The organism is Lactobacillus sp., assembly GCF_051893255.1.
Taxonomy (GTDB): domain Bacteria; phylum Bacillota; class Bacilli; order Lactobacillales; family Lactobacillaceae; genus Lactobacillus.
On the sequence record NZ_JBJFHB010000065.1, the window covers coordinates 40,697 to 60,957 of the forward strand.

At 48.9% G+C, this 20,261-nt stretch carries 19 protein-coding genes; 1 reads left to right on the forward strand and 18 read right to left on the reverse strand.

Translation table 11 applies throughout. The features are described from left to right. Window position 1 precedes the first annotated feature (1 nt). The 7 genes from murD to ACI4WN_RS05960 form a co-directional block, all read right to left on the reverse strand. Window positions 2-1,384: a UDP-N-acetylmuramoyl-L-alanine--D-glutamate ligase gene (gene murD / locus ACI4WN_RS05930; protein ID WP_439777386.1), complete on the reverse strand. Its 1,383-nt coding sequence runs from the start codon at window positions 1,382-1,384 to the stop codon at window positions 2-4. 6 nt (window positions 1,385-1,390) lie between these two features. Further along, window positions 1,391-2,350, reverse strand: a complete 960-nt coding sequence (gene mraY / locus ACI4WN_RS05935) for a phospho-N-acetylmuramoyl-pentapeptide-transferase (RefSeq protein ID WP_439777387.1) — start codon at window positions 2,348-2,350, stop codon at window positions 1,391-1,393. Window positions 2,351-2,357: 7 nt separating this feature from the next. Beyond that, entirely contained in the window at window positions 2,358-4,520 is a 2,163-nt protein-coding gene (locus ACI4WN_RS05940) for a penicillin-binding transpeptidase domain-containing protein (RefSeq protein ID WP_439777388.1), read from the reverse strand. Then, window positions 4,520-4,882, reverse strand: a complete 363-nt coding sequence (gene ftsL / locus ACI4WN_RS05945; protein ID WP_439777389.1) for a cell division protein FtsL — start codon at window positions 4,880-4,882, stop codon at window positions 4,520-4,522. Before ftsL ends, ACI4WN_RS05940 begins: the two co-directional genes overlap by 1 nt. Before the next feature lie 13 nt (window positions 4,883-4,895). Further along, window positions 4,896-5,840: a 16S rRNA (cytosine(1402)-N(4))-methyltransferase RsmH gene (gene rsmH / locus ACI4WN_RS05950; RefSeq protein WP_439777390.1), complete on the reverse strand. Its 945-nt coding sequence runs from the start codon at window positions 5,838-5,840 to the stop codon at window positions 4,896-4,898. A 2-nt stretch (window positions 5,841-5,842) separates the two neighbouring features. Next, window positions 5,843-6,274: a division/cell wall cluster transcriptional repressor MraZ gene (gene mraZ, locus ACI4WN_RS05955; protein ID WP_439777391.1), complete on the reverse strand. Its 432-nt coding sequence runs from the start codon at window positions 6,272-6,274 to the stop codon at window positions 5,843-5,845. Between the two features lie 131 nt (window positions 6,275-6,405). Beyond that, window positions 6,406-6,735, reverse strand: coding sequence for a DUF3397 domain-containing protein (locus tag ACI4WN_RS05960; RefSeq protein WP_439777392.1), 330 nt, complete (start codon window positions 6,733-6,735; stop codon window positions 6,406-6,408). A 109-nt stretch (window positions 6,736-6,844) separates the two neighbouring features. On the opposite strand from ACI4WN_RS05960, the gene ACI4WN_RS05965 reads away from it, so the two are divergent. Continuing rightward, the gene (locus ACI4WN_RS05965; protein ID WP_439777393.1) at window positions 6,845-6,967 is read left to right on the forward strand and encodes a DUF4044 domain-containing protein; all 123 of its coding nucleotides are present in this window, start codon (window positions 6,845-6,847) and stop codon (window positions 6,965-6,967) included. A gap of 72 nt (window positions 6,968-7,039) precedes the next feature. Here ACI4WN_RS05965 and ACI4WN_RS05970 read toward each other — a convergent pair whose 3' ends face one another. The 11 genes from ACI4WN_RS05970 to ezrA form a co-directional block, all read right to left on the reverse strand. Beyond that, window positions 7,040-7,579, reverse strand: coding sequence for a rod shape-determining protein MreD (locus ACI4WN_RS05970; RefSeq protein WP_439777394.1), 540 nt, complete (start codon window positions 7,577-7,579; stop codon window positions 7,040-7,042). After that, entirely contained in the window at window positions 7,579-8,427 is an 849-nt protein-coding gene (gene mreC / locus ACI4WN_RS05975; RefSeq protein ID WP_439777395.1) for a rod shape-determining protein MreC, read from the reverse strand. The genes ACI4WN_RS05970 and mreC overlap by 1 nt, the downstream gene beginning before the upstream one ends. A 50-nt stretch (window positions 8,428-8,477) precedes the next feature. Then, window positions 8,478-9,482 (reverse strand): rod shape-determining protein, encoded by a 1,005-nt coding sequence (locus tag ACI4WN_RS05980; RefSeq protein WP_008459991.1) that lies wholly within the window; start codon window positions 9,480-9,482, stop codon window positions 8,478-8,480. Window positions 9,483-9,572: 90 nt separating this feature from the next. Beyond that, a complete protein-coding gene (locus tag ACI4WN_RS05985; RefSeq protein WP_439777396.1) occupies window positions 9,573-10,187 on the reverse strand; it encodes a JAB domain-containing protein in 615 nt (204 codons plus the stop codon). A 52-nt stretch (window positions 10,188-10,239) separates the two neighbouring features. After that, window positions 10,240-10,920 carry an HAD family hydrolase gene (locus ACI4WN_RS05990; RefSeq protein WP_439777397.1) on the reverse strand — a complete coding sequence of 227 codons (681 nt, stop codon included), beginning with the start codon at window positions 10,918-10,920 and terminating at the stop codon, window positions 10,240-10,242. Window positions 10,921-10,975: 55 nt separating this feature from the next. Next, window positions 10,976-12,253 (reverse strand): bifunctional folylpolyglutamate synthase/dihydrofolate synthase, encoded by a 1,278-nt coding sequence (locus ACI4WN_RS05995; RefSeq protein WP_439777398.1) that lies wholly within the window; start codon window positions 12,251-12,253, stop codon window positions 10,976-10,978. Window positions 12,254-12,257: 4 nt separating this feature from the next. Beyond that, window positions 12,258-14,897: a valine--tRNA ligase gene (locus ACI4WN_RS06000; protein ID WP_439777399.1), complete on the reverse strand. Its 2,640-nt coding sequence runs from the start codon at window positions 14,895-14,897 to the stop codon at window positions 12,258-12,260. 259 nt (window positions 14,898-15,156) lie between these two features. Further along, window positions 15,157-15,882 (reverse strand): pseudouridine synthase, encoded by a 726-nt coding sequence (locus tag ACI4WN_RS06005; RefSeq protein ID WP_439777400.1) that lies wholly within the window; start codon window positions 15,880-15,882, stop codon window positions 15,157-15,159. Further along, window positions 15,882-17,099 carry a tRNA uracil 4-sulfurtransferase ThiI gene (gene thiI / locus ACI4WN_RS06010; protein WP_439777401.1) on the reverse strand — a complete coding sequence of 406 codons (1,218 nt, stop codon included), beginning with the start codon at window positions 17,097-17,099 and terminating at the stop codon, window positions 15,882-15,884. Before thiI ends, ACI4WN_RS06005 begins: the two co-directional genes overlap by 1 nt. Before the next feature lie 3 nt (window positions 17,100-17,102). After that, window positions 17,103-18,260 carry a cysteine desulfurase family protein gene (locus tag ACI4WN_RS06015; RefSeq protein ID WP_439777402.1) on the reverse strand — a complete coding sequence of 386 codons (1,158 nt, stop codon included), beginning with the start codon at window positions 18,258-18,260 and terminating at the stop codon, window positions 17,103-17,105. Window positions 18,261-18,359: 99 nt separating this feature from the next. Continuing rightward, window positions 18,360-20,078 (reverse strand): septation ring formation regulator EzrA, encoded by a 1,719-nt coding sequence (gene ezrA, locus ACI4WN_RS06020; RefSeq protein WP_439777403.1) that lies wholly within the window; start codon window positions 20,076-20,078, stop codon window positions 18,360-18,362. Window positions 20,079-20,261 lie beyond the last annotated feature (183 nt).

Genomic DNA, 20,261 nt, shown 5'->3' on the forward strand with positions numbered 1-20,261 from the left:
TTTACTTTTCTTTCAGTTCCTGTACATACTTAACAAATTTTTCGCCGCGTTCTTCAAAGGTCTTGAATTGGTCCCATGAAGCACAAGCTGGTGAGAACAAGAAGACGTCGCCTGGCTCTAAGAGCTTGGCAGCTGCCTCAACCCCTTCTTGTAAGTTGTCAACGACAACGATAGTTTTGATGCCGGCCTTTCTGGCAGCATCAGCCAGCAAGTAGCGAGTTTCCCCGTAGGTGACGATCGCCTTAACGTGCTGTTTAAAGAGGTCAACCAGGTCGTCAAAGACAAAGCCCCGGTCCAGACCCCCGCAAAGAAGGACTTCTGGCTCCTTAAAGGCCGGAATGGCGACGGACGCAGCTTCGATGTTGGTAGACTTAGAGTCGTTATAAACCTTAGCGCCATTTAATTCAGTGACGTATTGGAGACGGTGCTCAGCCCCGGTAAAGGTGGACAAGACGGCATAAATGTCGTCTTTGCCAGCACCCAGCAAGGTCGAAATGCCGATGGCAACCAGGGAGTTTTGCAGGTTGTGCATCCCCGGCAATTTGATATCAGCAATCTTCATCATCTCGTCATCGCCGTGCATCAGGTAGTCTTGACCTACGTAAAAGTCTGCCTTAGCGTCTTCTTCGCTAAAGGTCAAAATCTTAGCCTTAGTCGCCTTTTCTTCCTTAGCCAAAATGTCCTTTTGATCGTAGTTGGCCAAGAAGTAGTCATTTTCGTCTTGGAAGCGGCCGATGTTCAGCTTGGCGTCGACATAATTGTCAAAAGTCTTGTGGTAGTCCAGGTGAACGTTGTTGTAGATGTCAACGATGGCTGCAACTTTAGGCTTGATGTCGGTAACACCCATCAGCTGGAAGCTGGACATTTCTACTACCAAGAGGTCGTCTGGACCAGCTTGATCTAAGACAACTTCTGAAATTGGCCAGCCAATATTGCCGACAGCAAAGGCGCGGTGACCTTTTTGCTGCAGATAGTGGTCCATGATCATTTGCGTCAGCATGACGGTCGTGGTCTTGCCGTTTGAGCCCGTGACGCAGACATATGGCGCTTCGCTGGCGCTCAAGGCAACTTCCGGTTCCGTAATAACCGGAATCTTCTTCTCCATGGCCTTAGCCACCATCGGATTTTCGTAAGGGATGCCAGGATTTTTAACCAAGTAGTCAAAGTGCTCTTCGTCAAAAATTTCCGTTGGGTGGTAGCCGCCAATGACTCTTACGCCCAGTTTTTCCAGTTCAGCTGCTTTTTCATTATTGGCTAAATCTGCCTTGTCGTTTAAAGTCAGCTTGGCGCCAAGCTTTAAGAGCAGCTTGCTGACTGCAAAACCGCTCCGGCCGAGGCCCAAAACCAAAATATTTTTACCAGTATAGGTGTCAATCTCTTTCAACGTTATTTACCCCCAGATCAACAAATAACAAATGCTTCCGGCTAAGCCAACCAGCCAAAAGACAATATCAACTTTCCATTCCGACCAGCCCAGCATTTCAAAGTGGTGGTGGATTGGCGTCATCTTAAAGATACGCTTGCCAGTGGTTTGGAAGGAAATGACCTGCAAAATAACGCTGGCTGTCTCACAGACAAAGACAATACCAATTAACAAAAGTGACCATGGCCGGCCTAAAAAGAGGCTGACCGCAGCCAAGCCGCCGCCTAAAGCCAAAGAACCTGCATCGCCCATAAAAATCTTGGCTGGCTTGTGGTTGAACATGAAGAAGGCGATAAGCCCGCCCATAACTGCCATGCAAAAGACCATTACTTGGTAGTTTTGACTCTTCATGGCCAGCCAAGCATAAGTCCCGTAGGCAATAAAGGACAGACCCGTTGCCAGACCGTCTAGGCCATCTGACAGGTTGACAGCATTAGAGAAGCCAACCAGCCAGAAGACTTCAAACAAGACAAAGAGCACGATATTGTGCACGACGCCGGCTAAAGGAATGTACAAGGCGAAGTCAAAGTGGTCATTTGCCGCTAAAATCACGATCAAGGCTGCAACCAGTAGCTGCAAAGCCATCTTTTGCCAAGCCCGCAGGCCCAGGTTGCGCTTGAAAAAGAGCTTCAAGCCGTCATCGAGGAAACCGATAATGCCGTAGCCTAATAAGGCAATCAGCAAAATCCAAACAGTGTTGTTGATCAAGCCCTTGAAGGCGCAAACCGCAACAGTGGCAATAGCAGCCGCCAAAACAAAGACCGTACCGCCCATGGTTGGCGTCCCTGACTTTTTTTCATGCCACTTTGGGCCTTCGTCTCTGATCTGCTGGCCCTCATCGTGGCTGTGCATCCACATGATCAGCCATGGCAAAAATAAGGCACTTAGTACCAATGAAATCGTAAAAGCAATCAAACTTGCTTGCATCGAACTCTTACTCCTTTAATTCTACTTTCAATTTTGTTCCTGCTTTAATGGTCGTCCCGGCGTCAAGGCTCTGCGACTTGACCTTGCCTGACCCAGATAGGGTCAGTTTTAGTCCGGTCAATTCAGCAAAGGCTTCAACTTGGCTTTGGCTGTAGCCGGTCAAGTCCGGCATGGTAACTTTGCCGCTAGTCAGGGCAAAGACAGTGCTGCCGGCAGAAACCGTCTCGCCGGCCTTGGCATTTTGACTAGTCACCGTATTGCCAGTACCCAGCTTCACCAAAGTCAAGCCGTTTGAGCTGGCGGTGGACTTGGCTTTGGCCACGGTCATGCCGGTCAGTTTTGGCACGGTAACCGCACCAGTTGCCGACTTGTTGCCCTTGCTGAGCAAAACTAACCGCCGCATCATCGGCTTAAAGATCTGGGATAAGATCGTTTCAGCCCCGCTCCCCAGCTTGCTTGGCTGCTTCATGGTGATGTAGATGCAGTAGCGCGGGTTGTCCGTTGGGGTGATGCCGACAACGGAGAAGATGTAATTGCGGTCCCCCGTCATGTAGCCGCCCGTTGCCTTGGCAATCTGGGCCGTCCCGGTCTTGATCCCGAAGTCCTTGCCCTTCATGTAGTAGGCATGACCAGTCCCGATGGTCTGGCTCAAAACCTTTTTCATATTTTGCATGACCACCTTGCGGGTAGCTGCCGTAAAGACCGGCTTGCCCACCTTCTTGACCGTGTAGCCCTTGACCGTCTTGCCGGAAGCGTCAGTAACTTTTTCCACTAACTGCGGCTTAACCATCTGGCCGTTGTTGGCTAAGGCACTGTAAACCTGCATCATCTGCATGACATTGACCGTCACGCCCTGGCCAAAGGCGGTTACCGCTTGGTCGACGGGGCTGGCAAAAGAAATGCTGCCGGAAACTTCGCCTGGCAGGGTGACGCCTGTCTTATGGGTGATCCGGAACATCTCGAGGTACTTCTTCCAGAGCTTAGCTCCCATCTTCTTTTCTAGGTAGACCATCCCGACGTTACTTGAACGCGGAAAGGCTTGTGAAAAAGGAATCGTGCCCCAGCCTGACTTTTGCCAGTCATAAATGGTGCTGCCGGAAACCGTGATTGACCCTGACCGGTAGTACTCTTTAGGGTTGTAGTTGCCGCTATTGACGGCAGCTGACAGGGACAAAATCTTGAATACAGACCCTGGTTCATAGCTAGACTGGACCAAAAGGTTGCTTCCGGCCTTGCTGATGCCGGCTTTGGTTTGCGAGTTAAAAGTTGGTCTTTGGCTGGCTGCCAAAATTTTCCCAGTCTTTAAGTCCTCAACCACCGCCGTTATGGCCTTCGGGCTGTAATTTTTTTGCACCTTGGACATGTAGGACTCAAGGGCACTTTGCAGCTGAGAGTCAAGGGTCAAGTAGAGGTTGTTGCCGTCTTTGGCTGCTTGATACGAGTGCGAGCCGCTTGGCAGCTGATTTTCTGAGGAGTCAACGGTACTGGTCTCATAGCCGTTGGTCCCGGTCAAAGTTTTGTTAAAGTAGGCTTCAAGCCCGGTCACGCCAACTAATTCCGTAGACCCAGTCTTTTTGCTGGTCTGGTTGACCGTGTAGCCAATAACGTTTGAGGCGAAAACGCCATTTGGATACAGCCGAGATGGCGTCTCCATGAACTTGATCCCGGATAAGTGCATCGCCTGAATCTTTTTCTTTTGCGTTAAGGTCAAGCCTGATCCCGCTGTCCCAAACTGGACCTGGAAGACCGACTTTGACTTGGGCGTCAAAAACTTGTAGATTTTGGCAGCCGAAAGCGGCAGGACCGTTGCCAGTTTTTCGGCCGTTTTTTGTTTATCTTGCACATAGAGGGGCTTTTTATTTGAGTCGACATAGGTCTTGTCCAAGATGGCATAAACAGTATAAGTATGGGAATCTTGGGCAATCACCAGGCCATTTTTATCATAAATCGTCCCCCGATTTGCCGTTAAAGCGGTATTGCGGCGGTAAATGGCCGCTGTCCGCTTGCTGATGTCTTGACCATCAATGGTCTTAGAAATCGACAAATACAGCATGCGACCGGCGAATAAAAGAAAAACCAAAGCAACGGCTAGTTCAAGTGTCCTCCCGACAGTGAACCGATAGCCGTGTGCTCTGGATTTGATCTTCTTTAAATTATTGGTCTTCTTCATTAGCGAATAGTCCTAATGTTGTTTTCCCGTAACTTAAGTCCTTCTTTAGCAGCAATCTTGTTTAAACGTGAATTTGATGACAATTCACCGATTTCTTGCTGCAGGTTGGTAGTTACGTTTCTTTGCTTGGTAATTGCGGTTTCGATATTTGACAGCTGTCTTTGCACCGAAGTAGCCGAGACGCTGGCTGAGACATTTAAGGTGATCAAGGCCACAGCCACAATTACGCCAGCAGCTACCAAGACCTTCTCAAAAGGGGAATAAGGGACCTTTTGGGGGTCAACGACGATCCGGGGGCGCTGACGCTCACGTTCTTCTTGTTCTGGTTCGTAATTGTATTTTCTAACAGTATTTCCTGGCATAGTGTGGTCCTCTTTATAACTTCTCTGCTACTCTCAATTTGGCACTGTGTGAACGGTTGTTATGCTCTAGCTCTTCTGCGCTAGCCGTAATCGGCTTACGGTTAACCAGCTTCAGGGCAGGCTTCATTCCCTCGGGCACAACCGGCATCCCGCGCGGAATCTCAACTTCTGAATATTTTTTAAAAGTCTTCTTGACAATCTTGTCTTCCAAAGACTGAAAGGTAATGACGCTGATACGGCCACCTGGCGCCAGCAGCTCGATTGCTTCTTCTAGGGATGCTTGCAAGACATCCAGTTCGTGGTTGACTTCAACCCGAATCGCCTGAAAGCTCTTCTTGGCTGGGTGGCCCCCAGTCCGTCTAGCTGCCGCTGGAATGGCTTCTTTAATGATGTCCACCAATTCAAAAGTGGTCTCAATTGGCTTAATCTGCCGCTTTTCTACGATCTTCCGGGCAATTTGCCGGGAAAACTTTTCATCGCCATAGCGGTAAAGAACATCAGCCAGCTGCTTTTGGCTGTACTGGTTGACTAGCTGATAGGCATCAAAATCCTGGCTTTGGTCCATCCGCATGTCTAAGCGTGCATCAAACCGGTAGGAAAAGCCGCGCTCTGCCTGGTCTAGCTGCGGAGACGAAACGCCCAGGTCATAATAGATGCCATCGATTTGCCCATGCCCCAGCTTTTCCAGTTCTTCAGTCAGGTGACTGAAGTTGTTATGAACGAGTTCTAGCCGCGGCTGGCTGTCAGCCTGTAAATAGTCGGCGAAATTGCTTTGAGCTGTCTTGATTGCATACTCGTCTTGATCAAAGCCCACCAAGGTGCCTTTCTTGAGCTGACTGAGAAGGTAGCGGGCGTGGCCGCCCCCACCAAAAGTCGCGTCAACATAGAGGCCACCATCGTGCACTTTTAAATTGTCGATCGTTTCGTGCAAGAGCACGCTAGTATGCTTAAATTCCATCTCTATAACTCAATATCGTCCAAACTCTCTGCTATATCGTCATAACTCTCATTTGCCTCTTCAGAGTAATCATCCCAGCGCTCTTTAGCCCAGATTTCGATCCGGGTCGACACGCCAACGATTACGCACTCCTTCTTTAGACCAGCGTGTTCTTTCAAGGTGGGGGAAATATTGATCCGTCCCTGCTTATCGAACTCGCCTTCCATTGCCCCAGAATAAAACATTCTGGTGAAGCTGCGGGCATTCTTCTTGGTTAAGGAGAGCTTGGCCAGCTTGGCTTCAATCTTTGCCCATTCTTCTAAAGGATAGCCAAAAATGCAGCCTTCCATGCCCCGGGTCAATACCAATTCTGAACCAATTTGTTCACGCAATTTAGCTGGAATGATCAAGCGACCTTTAGCATCTAAATTGTGCTGATATTCACCCATCAACATGGCCTGGTCCTCCCTTCTGTTAACAATTTACCACAAATCCCCACTTTAAACCACCAAATATGGAAAAGAGAGGAAATTTTCCCTAAAAATTAAAAAAATGCACCGCTTAGCAAATTAAAGCGGTACATTTTTTAAATCATGGTGACTAGCAAGAGACCCAAATACCAGAAAAAGGAGCAAGCATCGAGGTAGCTCCAAAATTGCCGAAACATCTTGCTCAGAGAAATATTCTTGTTGATCATGGCCCACTTGATGGCCGACAGCAAGATTAAAATGAAGTAAAGCAAAAAGGCAGATGGTAAAAATGAGGGGAGCTTTTTCAAATCGGTCAGCAGCTGACATGCATAAATCAAAAAGAAAGGCATCACGTCATAGCCCCGAAAGCTGGCCTTGGGCCAAATTAGATTGACGACGTAGGCAGCCGCCAAACCGATCACAGGCAAGAGTAATATTTGTGTCATAAGAATCCTCCGTATCTAGTCTATTTTAACTTTTTTCAGCACTTAATCCTAGCAATAAATTGCAAATCAATGGCAAACAGGTTATAATTTCTTCATACAGGAGGCTCATATGGCACGCAAGAAGAAAAAGTCAACATTTCAAAAGATTGAAAATGTCATGGTTATCTTGATGGCAGTGATCACCTTGTTCGGTGTTGCTGCTTCTGTAGTCTACTACCTGATGGGTCAATAAGACTGACAAGTACCATAAAAGAGAAAAGCGATCAGCAGCTGCTGATCGCTTTTCTCTTGCGTTTATTTTAGCTTAATAACGGTAATTATCCAGGTCAATCAAGAATGGGTAGCTGCGAGCCAGTTTTGACCAGATCCAGTAGGTCAAAACCGTAATCCCCACGCTCCACAATCCCGTATAAAGCACGCTGGGCACGGCAGCTTGGAAGGATTGGTTGGTCCAAGTCAAAATGTGGAAGACCAGCCAAATGTAAAGGCTAGCCCCGCAACTGGCCAAGAAGGTCCCGATCAGGCGCACAATGAAGAGCTCCGGTGAAACGCGGGCGTACCAGCGGCCAAATGCCGACAGGGCCGGCAAAACGACGATGTAAATGCCAATAATGCCGTAAAAGTATAAATCTGCTACTAGCCCAGCGCCAAGGGCCAGCCAAAACTCTTTCGGGTTGCGCTCATCTTCAAAATTGATGACCAAAACTGCTAAAGGGAGCAGCATCAAGCTAGCCTTACCGTTGCCATATTTTAAGATCGGCTGCAGGTAAACGGACAAAACGCCATCAAGGGTCAGGGCAACATATAAGGCAATTGCCAGGATCCACTGCTTAAAAATGCGCATTAGGACACGCTCCTTTGAACGACCGTGACGACCGATGGGTCAGACAGGTTGCCGGCAGGCGTGATCTTGATCAAGTCAGACAAGCCAAAGCTGTCTTTGGTTGTTTCGCTAACCGTCCCGATCAAGAGGCCCTTTGGTGAAACGCCGCCAAGACCACTGGTATAAACCTTGGTGCCCTTGGCCAATTTGCTAGAGCTAGAAGCCTGGGTAAAGGTCAAGACGCCGCCTGATTGAACGCTAATGATGCCGTGCAGGGTCTTGCCAGAACTAGAAACAGCTTGAACGGCAAAGCGGTTGGCTGAGCTGTCAGTCGTCGTGATCAATTCAACCTTGCTAGTTGCCGCATCAACTTCGGTCAAACGGCCGATAACCCCGCCGCCAGACATCACCGCCATGCCCTTTTTAAAGCCGGCATTTTTGCCCTTGTTGATGGTTAGCTGCTCGCTCCAGCTGTCAGAAGAGCGGGAAATAACTGAAGCGGTCGTAGTCGTATAACTGGTCAGGGTCTTTTTGATCCCGGCAGCGGCTTTCAGCTGCTTGTTTTCCTTTTCTAAGACGGCATTTCTCGCTTCAACTTGCGCCAATTCAGAGACCTTTTTCTTCAAGTGGTCGTTTTCACTAGCCGCATTGAGGAGGTCATCAATCGAATTGATCCCATCAGACAGCCAAGCAACTGGAGCACTGACGATTCTGGAGCCAACTGAAACCAGGTCGTTGCCCAGCCTTTGCACGAATAAAGGAGCATTTAAGTTATTCCGCAAGGTCACGGTTGAGCCCAGCAAGGCCGCCACCACAGCGACCGTTGCCAAGGCTGATAACATTTTTCTGTTTTGAAAAAACTTCTTCATATAAACTCAAATCCAAGATAAAAACCGGCCTAAGGCCGGTTTATTGCTGCTTATCTACTAGTTCTGCGCATTACGTCCAAATGCTTCAGTGATTCACCAGTACCAATAGCTACGCAGTCAAGTGGATCTTGGGCGATAAATACTGGTACCTTGGTTGCGTCAGAGATGACTTCTGGCAGGTTCTTGAGCAAGGCACCACCACCGGTCAGGACGATACCATGATCAATTACGTCAGCCGCAATTTCAGGAGAAGTCAATTCCAGAGTTTCCTTGATAGCCACGATAATGTCTTGAACGACATCTTGAATGGCCGTAGCCACGTCAACGGCGCTGATTTCCAAAGACTTAGGCAAGCCTGAAACTAGGTCCCGGCCACGGATCGTCATTGATTCAATTTCCTTGGCTGCTTCAACAGAAGCTGAGCCAATTTGAATCTTGATGTCTTCAGCAGTTCTTTCACCGATCAGCAGGTTGTACTTGCTGTGAACGAAGTTGGTGATCGCTTGGTTGAACTTGTCGCCGGCTTGGCGGATTGAAGTTGAAGAAACGATCCCGCCTAAAGAAATAGTGGCAACGTCGGTCGTACCGCCACCGATGTCAACAACCATTGAACCAGTTGGTTCCATCACTGGAAGACCAGCACCGATGGCTGCGGCAAAAGGTTCTTCGATGACGTAAGCTTCACGGGCACCAGCCACGCGGGCAGCGTCAATGACAGCTCTCTTTTCAACTTCGGTAACGCCGGAAGGAACACAGATCATGACTGATGGCTTTGAGTTGCCAACCGTCTTGCCCATGAAGTACTTCAGCATAGATGCAGTAGTGTCGTAGTCGGCAATTACCCCATCCTTCATTGGCCGAATGGCCACAATTGAACCAGGAGTACGGCCAATCATTTCCTTGGCTTCAGAACCAACGGCGATGACTTCGCCAGTCTTGGTGTTCTTTGCCACAACAGAAGGTTCGCGCAAAACGATGCCCTTGCCTTCAACATAAACCAGAGTATTGGCAGTACCCAGGTCGATACCAATATTTTTTGAACCAAATCCAAACACGGATATCTCTCCTTATTTACTCGCTTAATCTTGCTTAATTATAGCATAATGCCCGTGAAAGTCATGGATTGGCAGAAAATTAAGCTAAATTTAAAACAATTCTCTTTCACGCAGGCTCAAATAGTCGCCCCCACCCACAATGAAGTGGTCCAAGAAGGCGATCTTCATGATCTTGCTTGCCTCCTTGAGCCCCCTGGTCAGCTCCAGGTCATTTTTGGACGGGGTCAAATAGCCACTTGGGTGGTTATGAGCCACAATCATGCTGGCACAGCCGTAAACGACCGCCCAGCGGAAAATTTCCCTTGGGTGCACCCAGGAGCGGTCCAGGGTGCCTTGGAAAAGCATCTTCTCTCCTAACAGATTTTGCTGCTTGTCAAAGTAAAGAACCCAGAACTGCTCTTGCTTTTGCCCTTGCAGCTTTTCAGCCAGGTAATTGCCGATCTTGGAGCTGGATGACCAGTCACAAGACCGGCGGTGGTCGGTTGCTCTCAACCGGTCCATTACCACCTCGATGGTCAATGCTAGGTCTGGCGGACAAGCGGGACCTGATGCATAATCCAGCAAGTCCTTGAAGCTGGTGATCTTGTCTTTCCGCAGCCGCTTGTCCAGGTCCTCCCAGCTGGTCAGCTGCAACTGGCTGGCTAAAAGCTTGAGCAAGTCCAGATCATTTTCGATGTAGTAGTAGTTAAACGTTTGTTCAGTCATGACAACTGCCTCCTAAAAATAAAAACGCCTCTACTTGTTATTACACCGAAAATCAGAAAATTAACGTCGAAAGTTGGAAGAAGTTTTGGCACACTATTATTGCTCTTTGTCTATCAACCGCTCTAGGTGCCTTCAGGTCGGGAATCATCACGCAATCGATGCCGGCATTGGCCGCTGCTTCAACCCCCATGCTGGAATCTTCAAAGATCAACAGCTCCTCTTTAGCTAGGCCGCTTCTTTTTTGCGCTTCCAGGTAGAGATCAGGAAAAGGCTTAGAACGCAGCTTGTGTTCAGCCACTTCGTCGTGGGTGACGATGTAGTCAAAATAGTTGCGGCATCCCGTAACCCAGAGGTCATGGTCAACCACGCTCTTGTAGTTGTTGCTGGCTAGACCCATGTTGATCCCGAGCTCTTCAAACTTATCGAGGATTTCTTGAACGCCGGGCTTTAAGACTAGCTTGCCTTCATCGGCCCATTGCCAAACCAGGTCATCGGTTCTCTTGACGAAGGCCTGGCGGACTTCGTCACTAGCAAAATACTTGGCGTAAAAGTCATCCATCGTCTTGACGCTGGCCCCGACCAAGGTGAGGTAACTGTCGTCAGGGATGCCCAAATTATACTCTTTAGAAGCCTGAATGTTGGCCTTCCAGTAGAGCTCTTCTGAATTGACTAAAAGACCATCCATGTCAAAAATGACGCCCTGTTTTTCGTGTTCAATGCCTTTGATCTGCATTTTTCCTCATCTCTTTTCTTGCTCATTTTTGCTTTTTTTCAATTTTGCTTTTTTGTCAACCTATTTTGTTTTGCCGGCTCTTTTTAACCAGCTGCAAGACGGCACTGACCAGGTAAAAAGATCCCGTTACTAAAACAATGTCGTTTTTCTTGGCCTTTTCTAGCTGCTGGTCTAACGCAGCCTTGAGGTCGCCCTCATAAGGGAACTTTTCCTGGGCCCAGGCCGGGAAATCAGCTTTTTTAGCTGCCCGCGGGTAAGGCAGGCTGGTCAAGAGCAGGTCTTTAGCTTGAAACAGGCTCAAGAAATCGCTCAAGTCCTTATCTTTCATCATCGCTGTCAGTACTAAGACCTGCCCGCCCCTTTGCCCGGCCAGCTGGTCAGCATATCTGAGCAAATTTTGCCCAGCTTGGACATTGTGGGCTCCGTCTAAGAGCAGCATTGGCGCTTCCCCCAGCTTTTGGTAGCGGCCAGGGACTACCGTTTCAGCAATCGCCGCTTCTGCATCCCCTGTAGCTAACGTTAGACCCAGGCAAGAAAATGCCTTTAACGCCATGGCTGCATCTTTGCCTTCGGCTTCGGGCATAACCGGCAAGATGTATTTTTCTGGCAAGGAAATTTCAGTTTTGCCATTTTTTTCCATTACGAAAAAATCTTTCCCCAGCCAGTAGCCTTGGCTGTCCGCTTTTTCCAGCTTGTCCTCGACAATCCCTTTTACGCTTTCTGGGATGTCGCCTAAGACAGCTGGGACATGCTTTTTGATGATGCCACTTTTTTCTTTAGCAATGTCAGCCAGGGTTGGCCCGATGATCTGCTCATGGTCCAGGCCAATCGTCGTAATTAGGCTGACTGCCGGAATGATCACATTTGTCTTGTCATGTTCAGCCCCAATGCCCACTTCAATCACAGCATAGTCGCAGTGCATTTTGGCAAAATACAAAAAGGCCATTGCCACTTCGTATTCAAAGGTCACGAGCGAAAAATCAGGCTCATTTTTCTGAATTTCGCCAATTTTTTCATCCACCTGGTTGGCGATTGCCAAAAGCTCCTGGTCACTGATCGGCTGGCCATTTAACTGGATGCGCTCATTAAAGCTGACGATAAAGGGAGAAACAAAAAGGCCAGTCCGCTGACCAGCCTTTTGGAGCAGATTGCTCAAATAATATGCAGTTGACCCTTTACCGTTGGTGCCAGTAATATGGCAGCACTTGACTTCTCTTTCTGGATGGCCAAGTTCAGCCAAAATCCTCTTCACATAACTCAGGTCGCTTTTTTCATGCAGCTTGGGCAAATGATAGAGGTAATCTGTAAATTCGGTAACAGTCTCAAATTTCACGTCTTTAACGACTTTCCTTCAATTCTTGGATTCTTTCCTTGACCCCAGCCAGTTGGCTTTCGTATTCAGCCTTCTTGGCCTTTTCCTTGTCAACGATGGCTTGCGGAGCGTGATCTACAAAGCCCTTGTTGGCCAGCTTCTTTTCAGCCCGGTCAACTTCGCTTTGCAGGCGCGCTTCTTCCTTGGTCATCTTGGCGATTTCTTCATCAAGGTCAACCAGTTCTGACAGTGGGACAAAGATTTGCGCCCCGGCAATCACAGCAGTCTTGGCCAATTTTGGCGCATCGATCTTGGTTGAGATTTCCAGCTTCTTAGGGTGTAGGAAGTTTTCAACGTAATCCATGTTGTCCTTCAGTATGTGTTCGCTAGCTTCATCGTCTAATTGGATCAAGATATCGATTGCACTTGACATTGGCGCGTTCACTTCCATCCGGATGTTCCGAACAGCCTTGATTGTTTCGATCAAGAAGGCCATGTCACTGTCGGCTTGGGCATTGTCAAATTCCTCATGGGCTACTGGGTATTCAGCCACCATGATGGACTTGCCTTCATGTGGCATGGACAGCCAAAGCTTTTCGGTTACGAATGGCATGATTGGGGAGATGAGGCGCAGGATTTGGTCCAGGATGTAAGTCAAGTTGGCTTGCTTTCTGGCCTTCAATTCTGCATCGTCGCCGTACAGGGCAACCTTGGAAATTTCGATGTACCAGTCACAGAAGTCGTTCCAGATGAAGCTGTACATTTCCCGGCCGGCTTCACCAAATTGGAATTCGTCAAAGAGACGGGTGGTTTCCTTAACCGTGTGGTTCAGGCGGTCAAAAATCCAGGCATCAGCCAGGTCAAAAGTGCTAGTATCTGGCATTTGAGCAGGCTTAGCGTCTTCTGGCAAGTTCATGATCACGAACCGGCTTGCGTTCCACAGCTTGTTGATGAAGTTCCAAGCAGAATCCATCTTCTTGTAGCTAAAGCGAGTGTCTTGACCAGGCGCCGTTCCGTTCAACAGGAACCAGCGAAGTGCGTCAGCGCCGTACTTGTCGATGACGTCCATTGGGTCAATCCCGTTGCCCAAAGACTTAGACATCTTCCGCCCTTGTTCGTCCCGGATCAAGCCGTGCAAGACAACGTTGTCAAATGGCCGCTTGCCGGTAAAGTGCAGACTTTGGAAGATCATCCGGGAAACCCAGAAGAAGATGATGTCATAACCCGTTACCAAGGCGTTGGTTGGGAAGTAGCGCTTGAAGTCTTCAGAGTCTTCATCTGGCCAGCCCAAAGTGGAGAATGGCCACAAGGCACTAGAGAACCAAGTGTCCAAAACGTCTTCGTCTTGATCCCAGTTTTCGATGTCCTTTGGCGCTTCTTCGCCAACGTACATTTCACCGGTTTCCTTGTTGTACCAAGCTGGAATCCGGTGACCCCACCAGAGCTGACGAGAGATTACCCAGTCGTGGACGTTTTCCATCCAGTGACGCAGGGTCCCTTCAAAGCGTTCTGGCACGAAGTTGACCTTGCCGTCAGTGTCTTGGTTTTCCAAAAGCTTGTCAGCCAATGGCTTCATCTTGACGAACCACTGGGTTGACAGTCTTGGTTCAACTTGCACGCCGGAGCGTTCTGAGTGACCAACTGAGTGGACGATTGGCTCAACCTTGATCAGGTAGCCTTCTTCCTTCAGGTCTGCTACCAATTGCTTGCGGCAGTCAAAGCGGTCCATGCCAGCGTACTTGCCAGCCTTGTCGTTCATGGTGCCGTCATCGTTCATGACGTTGATTCTTTCCAGGTTATGCCGGTTGCCGACTTCAAAGTCGTTCGGGTCGTGGGCTGGTGTAATCTTTACCAGACCAGTCCCAAACTCTGGATCAACGTGTTGGTCTTCGATGATTGGAATTTCCCGGCCAACCAGTGGCAGGATCAATTTTTTGCCAACCAAGTCCTTGTAGCGTTCATCGCCAGGTGCAACGGCAACGGCGGTGTCACCAAACATGGTTTCTGGACGGGTCGTTGCAATTTCAACAGAGCCTGACCCATCTGCTAGTGGGTAGTTGATGTGGTAAAAAGCACCTTGGTCATCTTGGTGGATAACTTCGATATCAGACAGGGCAGTCCGCAATTTTGGATCCCAGTTGATGATGTATTCACCGCGGTAGATCAAGCCTTCGTTATACAGCTGCACGAAGACGCGGCGAACGGCCTTGGACAAGCCCTTGTCCAAGGTAAAGCGTTCTCTTGAGTAGTCAAGAGACAAGCCTAATTTTTGCCACTGGCTCTTGATAATGTTGGCGTATTCATCCTTCCATTCCCAGACCTTGTCGACAAACTTTTCCCGGCCTAAGTCATAGCGGCTGATGCCTTGTTCGCGAAGGCGCGCCTCAACCTTGGCTTGAGTCGCAATCCCGGCGTGGTCCATCCCTGGCAAGTACAAGGTGTCATAGCCTTGCATCCGCTTGTAGCGGATCAGGGTGTCTTGAATCGCCGTGTCCCAAGCGTGACCTAAGTGCAACTTGCCAGTTACGTTTGGGGGCGGGATAACGATTGAGTAAGGCTTAGCTTTCTTGTCGCCAGATGGCTTGAAGAGGTCTTCGTCAAGCCATTCTTGGTAGCGACCAGCTTCAACCTCTTGTGGGTTATATTTTGGTGCTAGATCTGTCATAAATTTCCTCCATAAAAAAAGTCCTAGACAAACTGTCTAGGACGATTTAATTAACCGCGGTACCACCTATTTTGAGCATGCTGCTCCACTTAAAGGCGGTTAACGGGGCATAACCGGATTGGCCTACTGGGCTTCAGCCAATCAGCTCTTCAAGCTACTAGGTGCTTCCGGTCTCTCAGCATGCTGACCTTTCTCTGTCATGAAGCGCCACCTCTTGATCTTTGCTTTGTCAAAAAGTATAGCATATTTTTTCAGATCATTAAAGGGTCTTTGCCTTTAACTGAGCAAGTTCTTCAGCGGTCAGTTCCCGGTAGGCAGCAGGCGCCAATTTTTCATCTAGCCTTAAAGGACCCATCGATAGGCGCTTTAAGGCAACCACCTTCATCCCTTGGGAGGCAAACATCCGCTTGACCTGGTGGTACTTGCCCTCAGTGATGGTCACTTCGATTTCTGATTCATCGCTTGCAAAGTTCTGCGACAAAATTCGCAGCTTGCCAGGCTTGAGAATCGTGCCATCCTTTAATGCCAGCCCCTTGGCAAAAGCTTCAGCTGTTTCCGCAGTTGCTACGCCAGCAAGTTTAGCATAGTAAACTTTCGGCACGTGATGCTCTGGGGCTAGCAGCTGGTGGGTCAATTGACCATCGTTAGTGATCAATAAGAGACCCGTCGTATCCTTGTCCAAGCGCCCGACCGGTGCTAGATTTTGGTAGCGGTCCTTCTCCTTTAACAAATCTAGTACCGTCTTTTGGCTCCGGTCTTCAGTTGCTGATAAAACGCCAGCCGGCTTATTGAGCAAGAAGTAGTGGAATTCCTGGTAGACGACCGCTTGCCCGTTAACCGTCACCTGGTCGCTTTCTTTGACCTTTTGCTTAGCCGTCCGGCAAACCTTGCCGTTGACCTGGACCTGCCCTTTTTTAATGATTTCATGAACCTGGCTTCTTGAGCCAACTTTCATGTTGGCCAAAAATTTATCAAGGCGCAGCATTAAAGGAGGTCCGCGTCTTCTTCAGACAGGTCGTTTAAGAAACTTTGGCCTGGGTAAATTGGCGTCACCTTGATGCCGGCCAAGGCCCGTTCGATAAGGCCATCGACGTCCAGACGGCTTTCGTATTCCCGGGCCTTGTCAATCCGCGGCTTGGTCTTCGGACGCGGCGGCGCAAAGATGGTGCAGCAGTCTTCAAATGGCTGGATGGACAAATCAAAGGTGCCGATTTCCTCAGCCTTGGCAATAATTTCGTTCTTGTCCATGGTGGCAACTGGACGGATAACTGGCGTAGTCGTCACGTCATTGATGGCTGCCATGGATTCCAGGGTTTGCGAAGCAACCTGGCCAACGGATTCCCCGTTAAAGATAGCCAAGCCATGCCGCTTTTCTCTGATAATGTCAGCTAAGCGGAGCATGAAGCGGCGCTGCACCGTCATTAAGTAGCCTTCTGGCAATTTTTCCTTGATGGTTTCCTGGATTTCGGCAAATGGGACTTCAATGAAGTTGATCCGGCCGCTGTACTTGGCTAAGATGCTGGTCAAGTCCTTAGCCTTAGCCAGCGCCTTTTCAGAGGTATAAGGCGGTGAGAAAAAGTGCACCATTTCAATGTTGACGCCGCGCTTCATGGCTAAGTATGAAGCAACTGGGGAGTCGATCCCGCCGGACAGCATCATCACTGCCTTGCCGGCCGTGCCCACTGGCATCCCGCCGGCCCCGTGGAGGAGCTGGTTAGAAATATAGGCCCCATCTTGGCGAACTTCTAGACGCAAGACCATGTCCGGGTGCTTCATTTCCGCTTCCAAGCCTTCCATGTGGTTGTAGAGGTAGTCGGCCACTAATTGGTTCAACTGGTTGGTGTCATAGATAAACTTGTGGTCGCTTCTTCTCGTATTAACCTTAAAGGTCATGCCTTTCTTGTAAGTAGCCTGCATCAGCTCTAAAGCGGTCTTTTCAATGGCTTCTAGGCTCTTTTCCGTCTTGATGACTGGGGAATAGGTCTGGATGCCGAAGACTACCTTCAAGCGCTCATCTACTGCTTCAAAAGGCGTCCCGTTCAACAGGATGTGCATCCGGTCATGGTGGGTTTGAATCTTTAAGTCCTTGAAGTCATGCAAAACCTTTTGCACGTTGGCTGAGAGCCGGTTGATAAAGTCCATCCGGTTCTTGCCCTTGGTTGACAATTCGCCGTAGCGAATCATGATTTCTGTGTATTGCAAAATTTACTCTCCTAAATGGTTAATCTTGGCAAAGTGCTGGTAGATCTTGTCAAAGACGGCGATAAACTGGTCAGCCTCTTCCAAGGTGTTGCTTTCGTCAAAACTGAGGCGAACGGCGCTAGTCGCAATTGGGTCTGGCGTCTTCATCGCCACTAAGGTTGAAGCCTCATCAGCCGTCTTAGATGAGCAGGCTGAGGTCGTTGAAATAAAGATGTCTTGCTCTTCCAAGGTGTGGACCAGGGTTTCGCCCCGGATGCCTTCTAGGGCAAAGCACAAGATGTGTGGCGCAAAGTCGTCCTTAAGCGGTGAAAAGATATGAATGCCTGGCTTGTCTTTCAGGTAGTCTGAAATTCTGGTCTTGATGGCCAATTCCCGAGCAGCCTTTTCACTTTCGCCGTCTAACAGCAGCCGGGTCGCCTTGGCCATGGCCGCAATGGCTGCCAGGTTTTCGGTCCCGCTCCGCAGGCCCTTTTCCTGTCCGCCCCCTTCACATAATGGCATGATCATCCGGCCCTCTTTTTTATACAAGATGCCGATGCCGCGCGGGCCATGGAATTTGTGAGAAGAAAAGCTCATCATGTCCACTCTTGGGGTGAAGACTTGGTCCCAGATCCCCTTGCCTAAAGCTTGAACATTGTCGACATGGAAGTGAACGTTTGGGTAGTCTTCCAAGATTTCGGAAATCTCTTGAATTGGCTGAATGGTCCCTACTTCGTTATTGACGCCCATGATGGAAACCAAGGTGGTGTCTTTGTCGAGAGCTGCCTTTAGGTCTTCTGGATTAACCCGGCCTTCCTTGTCAACTGGCAGTCGGGTCACCCGGAAGCCCAGGTTTTCCAGTTCGGTAAAGGCATTGGCTACGGAAGCATGCTCAACTGAAGAGGTGATCAGGTGCTTGCCGAATTCCCGCTTGGCCCAAGCCGTCCCCTTGATAGCCGTGTTGTTTGACTCGGTCCCGCCGGAAGTAAAGAAGATCTCGTCTGCCTTTACCCCCATCAAGTCCGCAATCTGCCGGCGCGAAGCCTCAAGCAGCTGGTGGGCCCGGTCGCCAAGTTTGTGCAGGCTGGATGGGTTGCCCCAGATCTTGGTCACGACTTGGCTATAGGTATCTAAAGCTTCTGGCGCCATCTTGGTCGTGGCGCTGTTGTCAAAATAAATCAAAGTCTTACTCCTTAAAAAAAGCGGCCAACAATTGACCGCTTAATCTTAATAATGTTCAATTTTAATCCAAAAGCCGCTTAACTGCAATTAATTACACTCTTAATCCAGCATTTCTTTTTGCTCTTGGTAGTAAGCATTTTCGATCCGCTGGTAGCTACCAGGATCAACCCGCTCAACTGCCGTGGCAATCGTGTCTAAGGCGTCTTTATAGTTGTAGTCGCGGTCATAAAGCTTCATCGCGGCTTTTCTAGCCCGGACTACCCCTTCATTGTCTAAAAACTTGTTGGAGTACTGCATGGTCAATTCAAAAAGATCTGCTGAATTGACGATATCAGCGGCATCTTTTTTCAAACGGTCCACGTCATCAGAAATCTGCACCAGTTCTTGGGAGATCTTCTCCATGTTGATCCGGATCTGGTTGAGCTCCCTGGTCGTCTTGCTGATCTCATTGATGACCAAGGTGTACATCTGCAAAAAGGCATCCGGGATGCCGGGCAGCTGGTGCCGGCTCAAGCGTCTGTAGATCAGGGAAACTTCCTGCTTAAATTCCTTGATGGAGCGGTGAGCCACTTCTTCTGCTTCATAAAGGCCATCCACTGCTTCTGAGAGTTCTTGCTGGCGCTGACCGATTTCGCTTAAGCGATTTAAGATCCGAACCCAGGCACTTTCAACTTCAGAATAAACGGCATTACCATCGGCAATCTTTTGACTGCTTCTGATGTAGTCAGAATCCATCTTGTGGACTTCCCGCTCAAGGCCCCGAGCCTCATCCAGCTCACCGTGAGTCAATTCGTAGCTCTCATCGATGTGGCGCAATTTCTTAACTAGCTGCTGGCTGACCACTTGCTGGTGGGCCAGGAGGTTTTGCAGCTTGTCTTGATTTTCTTCGACAAAAGGCCGTGCCCGGTATTCCTTCTCCAGGATCTTGTACAAGGTATCAATTTCCTTGTCAACCTTCTTCATGCCCTTCTCGCAAGCGTCTAAATCCAGCTTAGCCAGGTCTTGGAGCGATTTGTCAATTTGGTCATTGCTTTGCTTGATTTCCAGCAAAATGTCCAAGCTGCCGAAGCTGTATTTTTCTGACCGCATCTTCTTGTAGGCATCGGCAATTTCCGATAATTGCTCGGCAAAAACCGTCTCCAGTTCATGCTGGTCTTTTTTCACTTCTGGCAATTGCTTGCCCAAACTGTCCAAAGCTGCCCGAATCTTGGATAAAACACGCTTCGCTTCCACATGGTCACCTTGAGCTGAAAGGTTTTTAGCTTGGGCAAAATCTTCTTCCATCGCTGACAAGCGGTTTTCGATTTCATCTAAAGCTGAGCTGTAGTCAAAAGAAGCTGCTAAAATTTCCTTGCGCATTTCCCGGTAGGTCTTCATCAGCTCATCGTATAGAGCTTGATTCTCCCGGTTAGATTCTAAAAGCTGGGTAAAGACGTCAGAAGAATTCTTAACGTCTTCACTGATGGTGTCCAGAAGCTCTCGAGCCTGTTTAATATCCTGGTGTGCCTTCACCAAGCGGTAGCGGGCATTTTCATCAGCGCCGTCTTCAATCAGCTGCTGAATTTCCGGAAAAGCCTCAGCAGCTTTTTCATAGCTCTTCTTCCAGGTGGTTAAGGTTGCTAGGCTCTCCCCAGCCAATTCCATCTGGTCTAGCTTGCTGATGGCCCGCTCCAGGTGCAGATCTTCCATGTTGCCTAGATCATTGTCCAGCTCTTCAATTTCTTGCAGCTGGTGGCGGTTGGCGATGAGCATGGCAGCCACGGCAACAATAATTGCAATAATGATCGTGATGAGTAGTAGAGATTGTGTTGATGACATAACTTTCTCCTCCGAACTTTATTTCATTATACCAAACTCCAGGCTAAAAATATTTCCTTACACGCAGACTTTCTGTGCTTTTTTATCTTTTTCCTTGCTTTCTCCAGTCAAACCCCTTATAATGGTCAACGTGTAAAATATTTGCAGCCATAAGTGACAAGAACGTCAACATCTTGGGACGCC

Coding starts and splice junctions, on each gene's coding strand:
- mraY (WP_439777387.1), bottom strand. CDS start 2,350: ATGCAAGCAAGTTTGATTGCTTTTACGATTTCATTGGTACTAAGTGCC.
- ACI4WN_RS05940 (WP_439777388.1), bottom strand. CDS start 4,520: ATGAAGAAGACCAATAATTTAAAGAAGATCAAATCCAGAGCACACGGC.
- ftsL (WP_439777389.1), bottom strand. CDS start 4,882: ATGCCAGGAAATACTGTTAGAAAATACAATTACGAACCAGAACAAGAA.
- rsmH (WP_439777390.1), bottom strand. CDS start 5,840: ATGGAATTTAAGCATACTAGCGTGCTCTTGCACGAAACGATCGACAAT.
- mraZ (WP_439777391.1), bottom strand. CDS start 6,274: ATGTTGATGGGTGAATATCAGCACAATTTAGATGCTAAAGGTCGCTTG.
- ACI4WN_RS05960 (WP_439777392.1), bottom strand. CDS start 6,735: ATGACACAAATATTACTCTTGCCTGTGATCGGTTTGGCGGCTGCCTAC.
- ACI4WN_RS05965 (WP_439777393.1), top strand. CDS start 6,845: ATGGCACGCAAGAAGAAAAAGTCAACATTTCAAAAGATTGAAAATGTC.
- ACI4WN_RS05970 (WP_439777394.1), bottom strand. CDS start 7,579: ATGCGCATTTTTAAGCAGTGGATCCTGGCAATTGCCTTATATGTTGCC.
- mreC (WP_439777395.1), bottom strand. CDS start 8,427: ATGAAGAAGTTTTTTCAAAACAGAAAAATGTTATCAGCCTTGGCAACG.
- ACI4WN_RS05985 (WP_439777396.1), bottom strand. CDS start 10,187: ATGACTGAACAAACGTTTAACTACTACTACATCGAAAATGATCTGGAC.
- ACI4WN_RS05990 (WP_439777397.1), bottom strand. CDS start 10,920: ATGCAGATCAAAGGCATTGAACACGAAAAACAGGGCGTCATTTTTGAC.
- ACI4WN_RS06000 (WP_439777399.1), bottom strand. CDS start 14,897: ATGACAGATCTAGCACCAAAATATAACCCACAAGAGGTTGAAGCTGGT.
- ACI4WN_RS06005 (WP_439777400.1), bottom strand. CDS start 15,882: ATGCTGCGCCTTGATAAATTTTTGGCCAACATGAAAGTTGGCTCAAGA.
- ezrA (WP_439777403.1), bottom strand. CDS start 20,078: ATGTCATCAACACAATCTCTACTACTCATCACGATCATTATTGCAATT.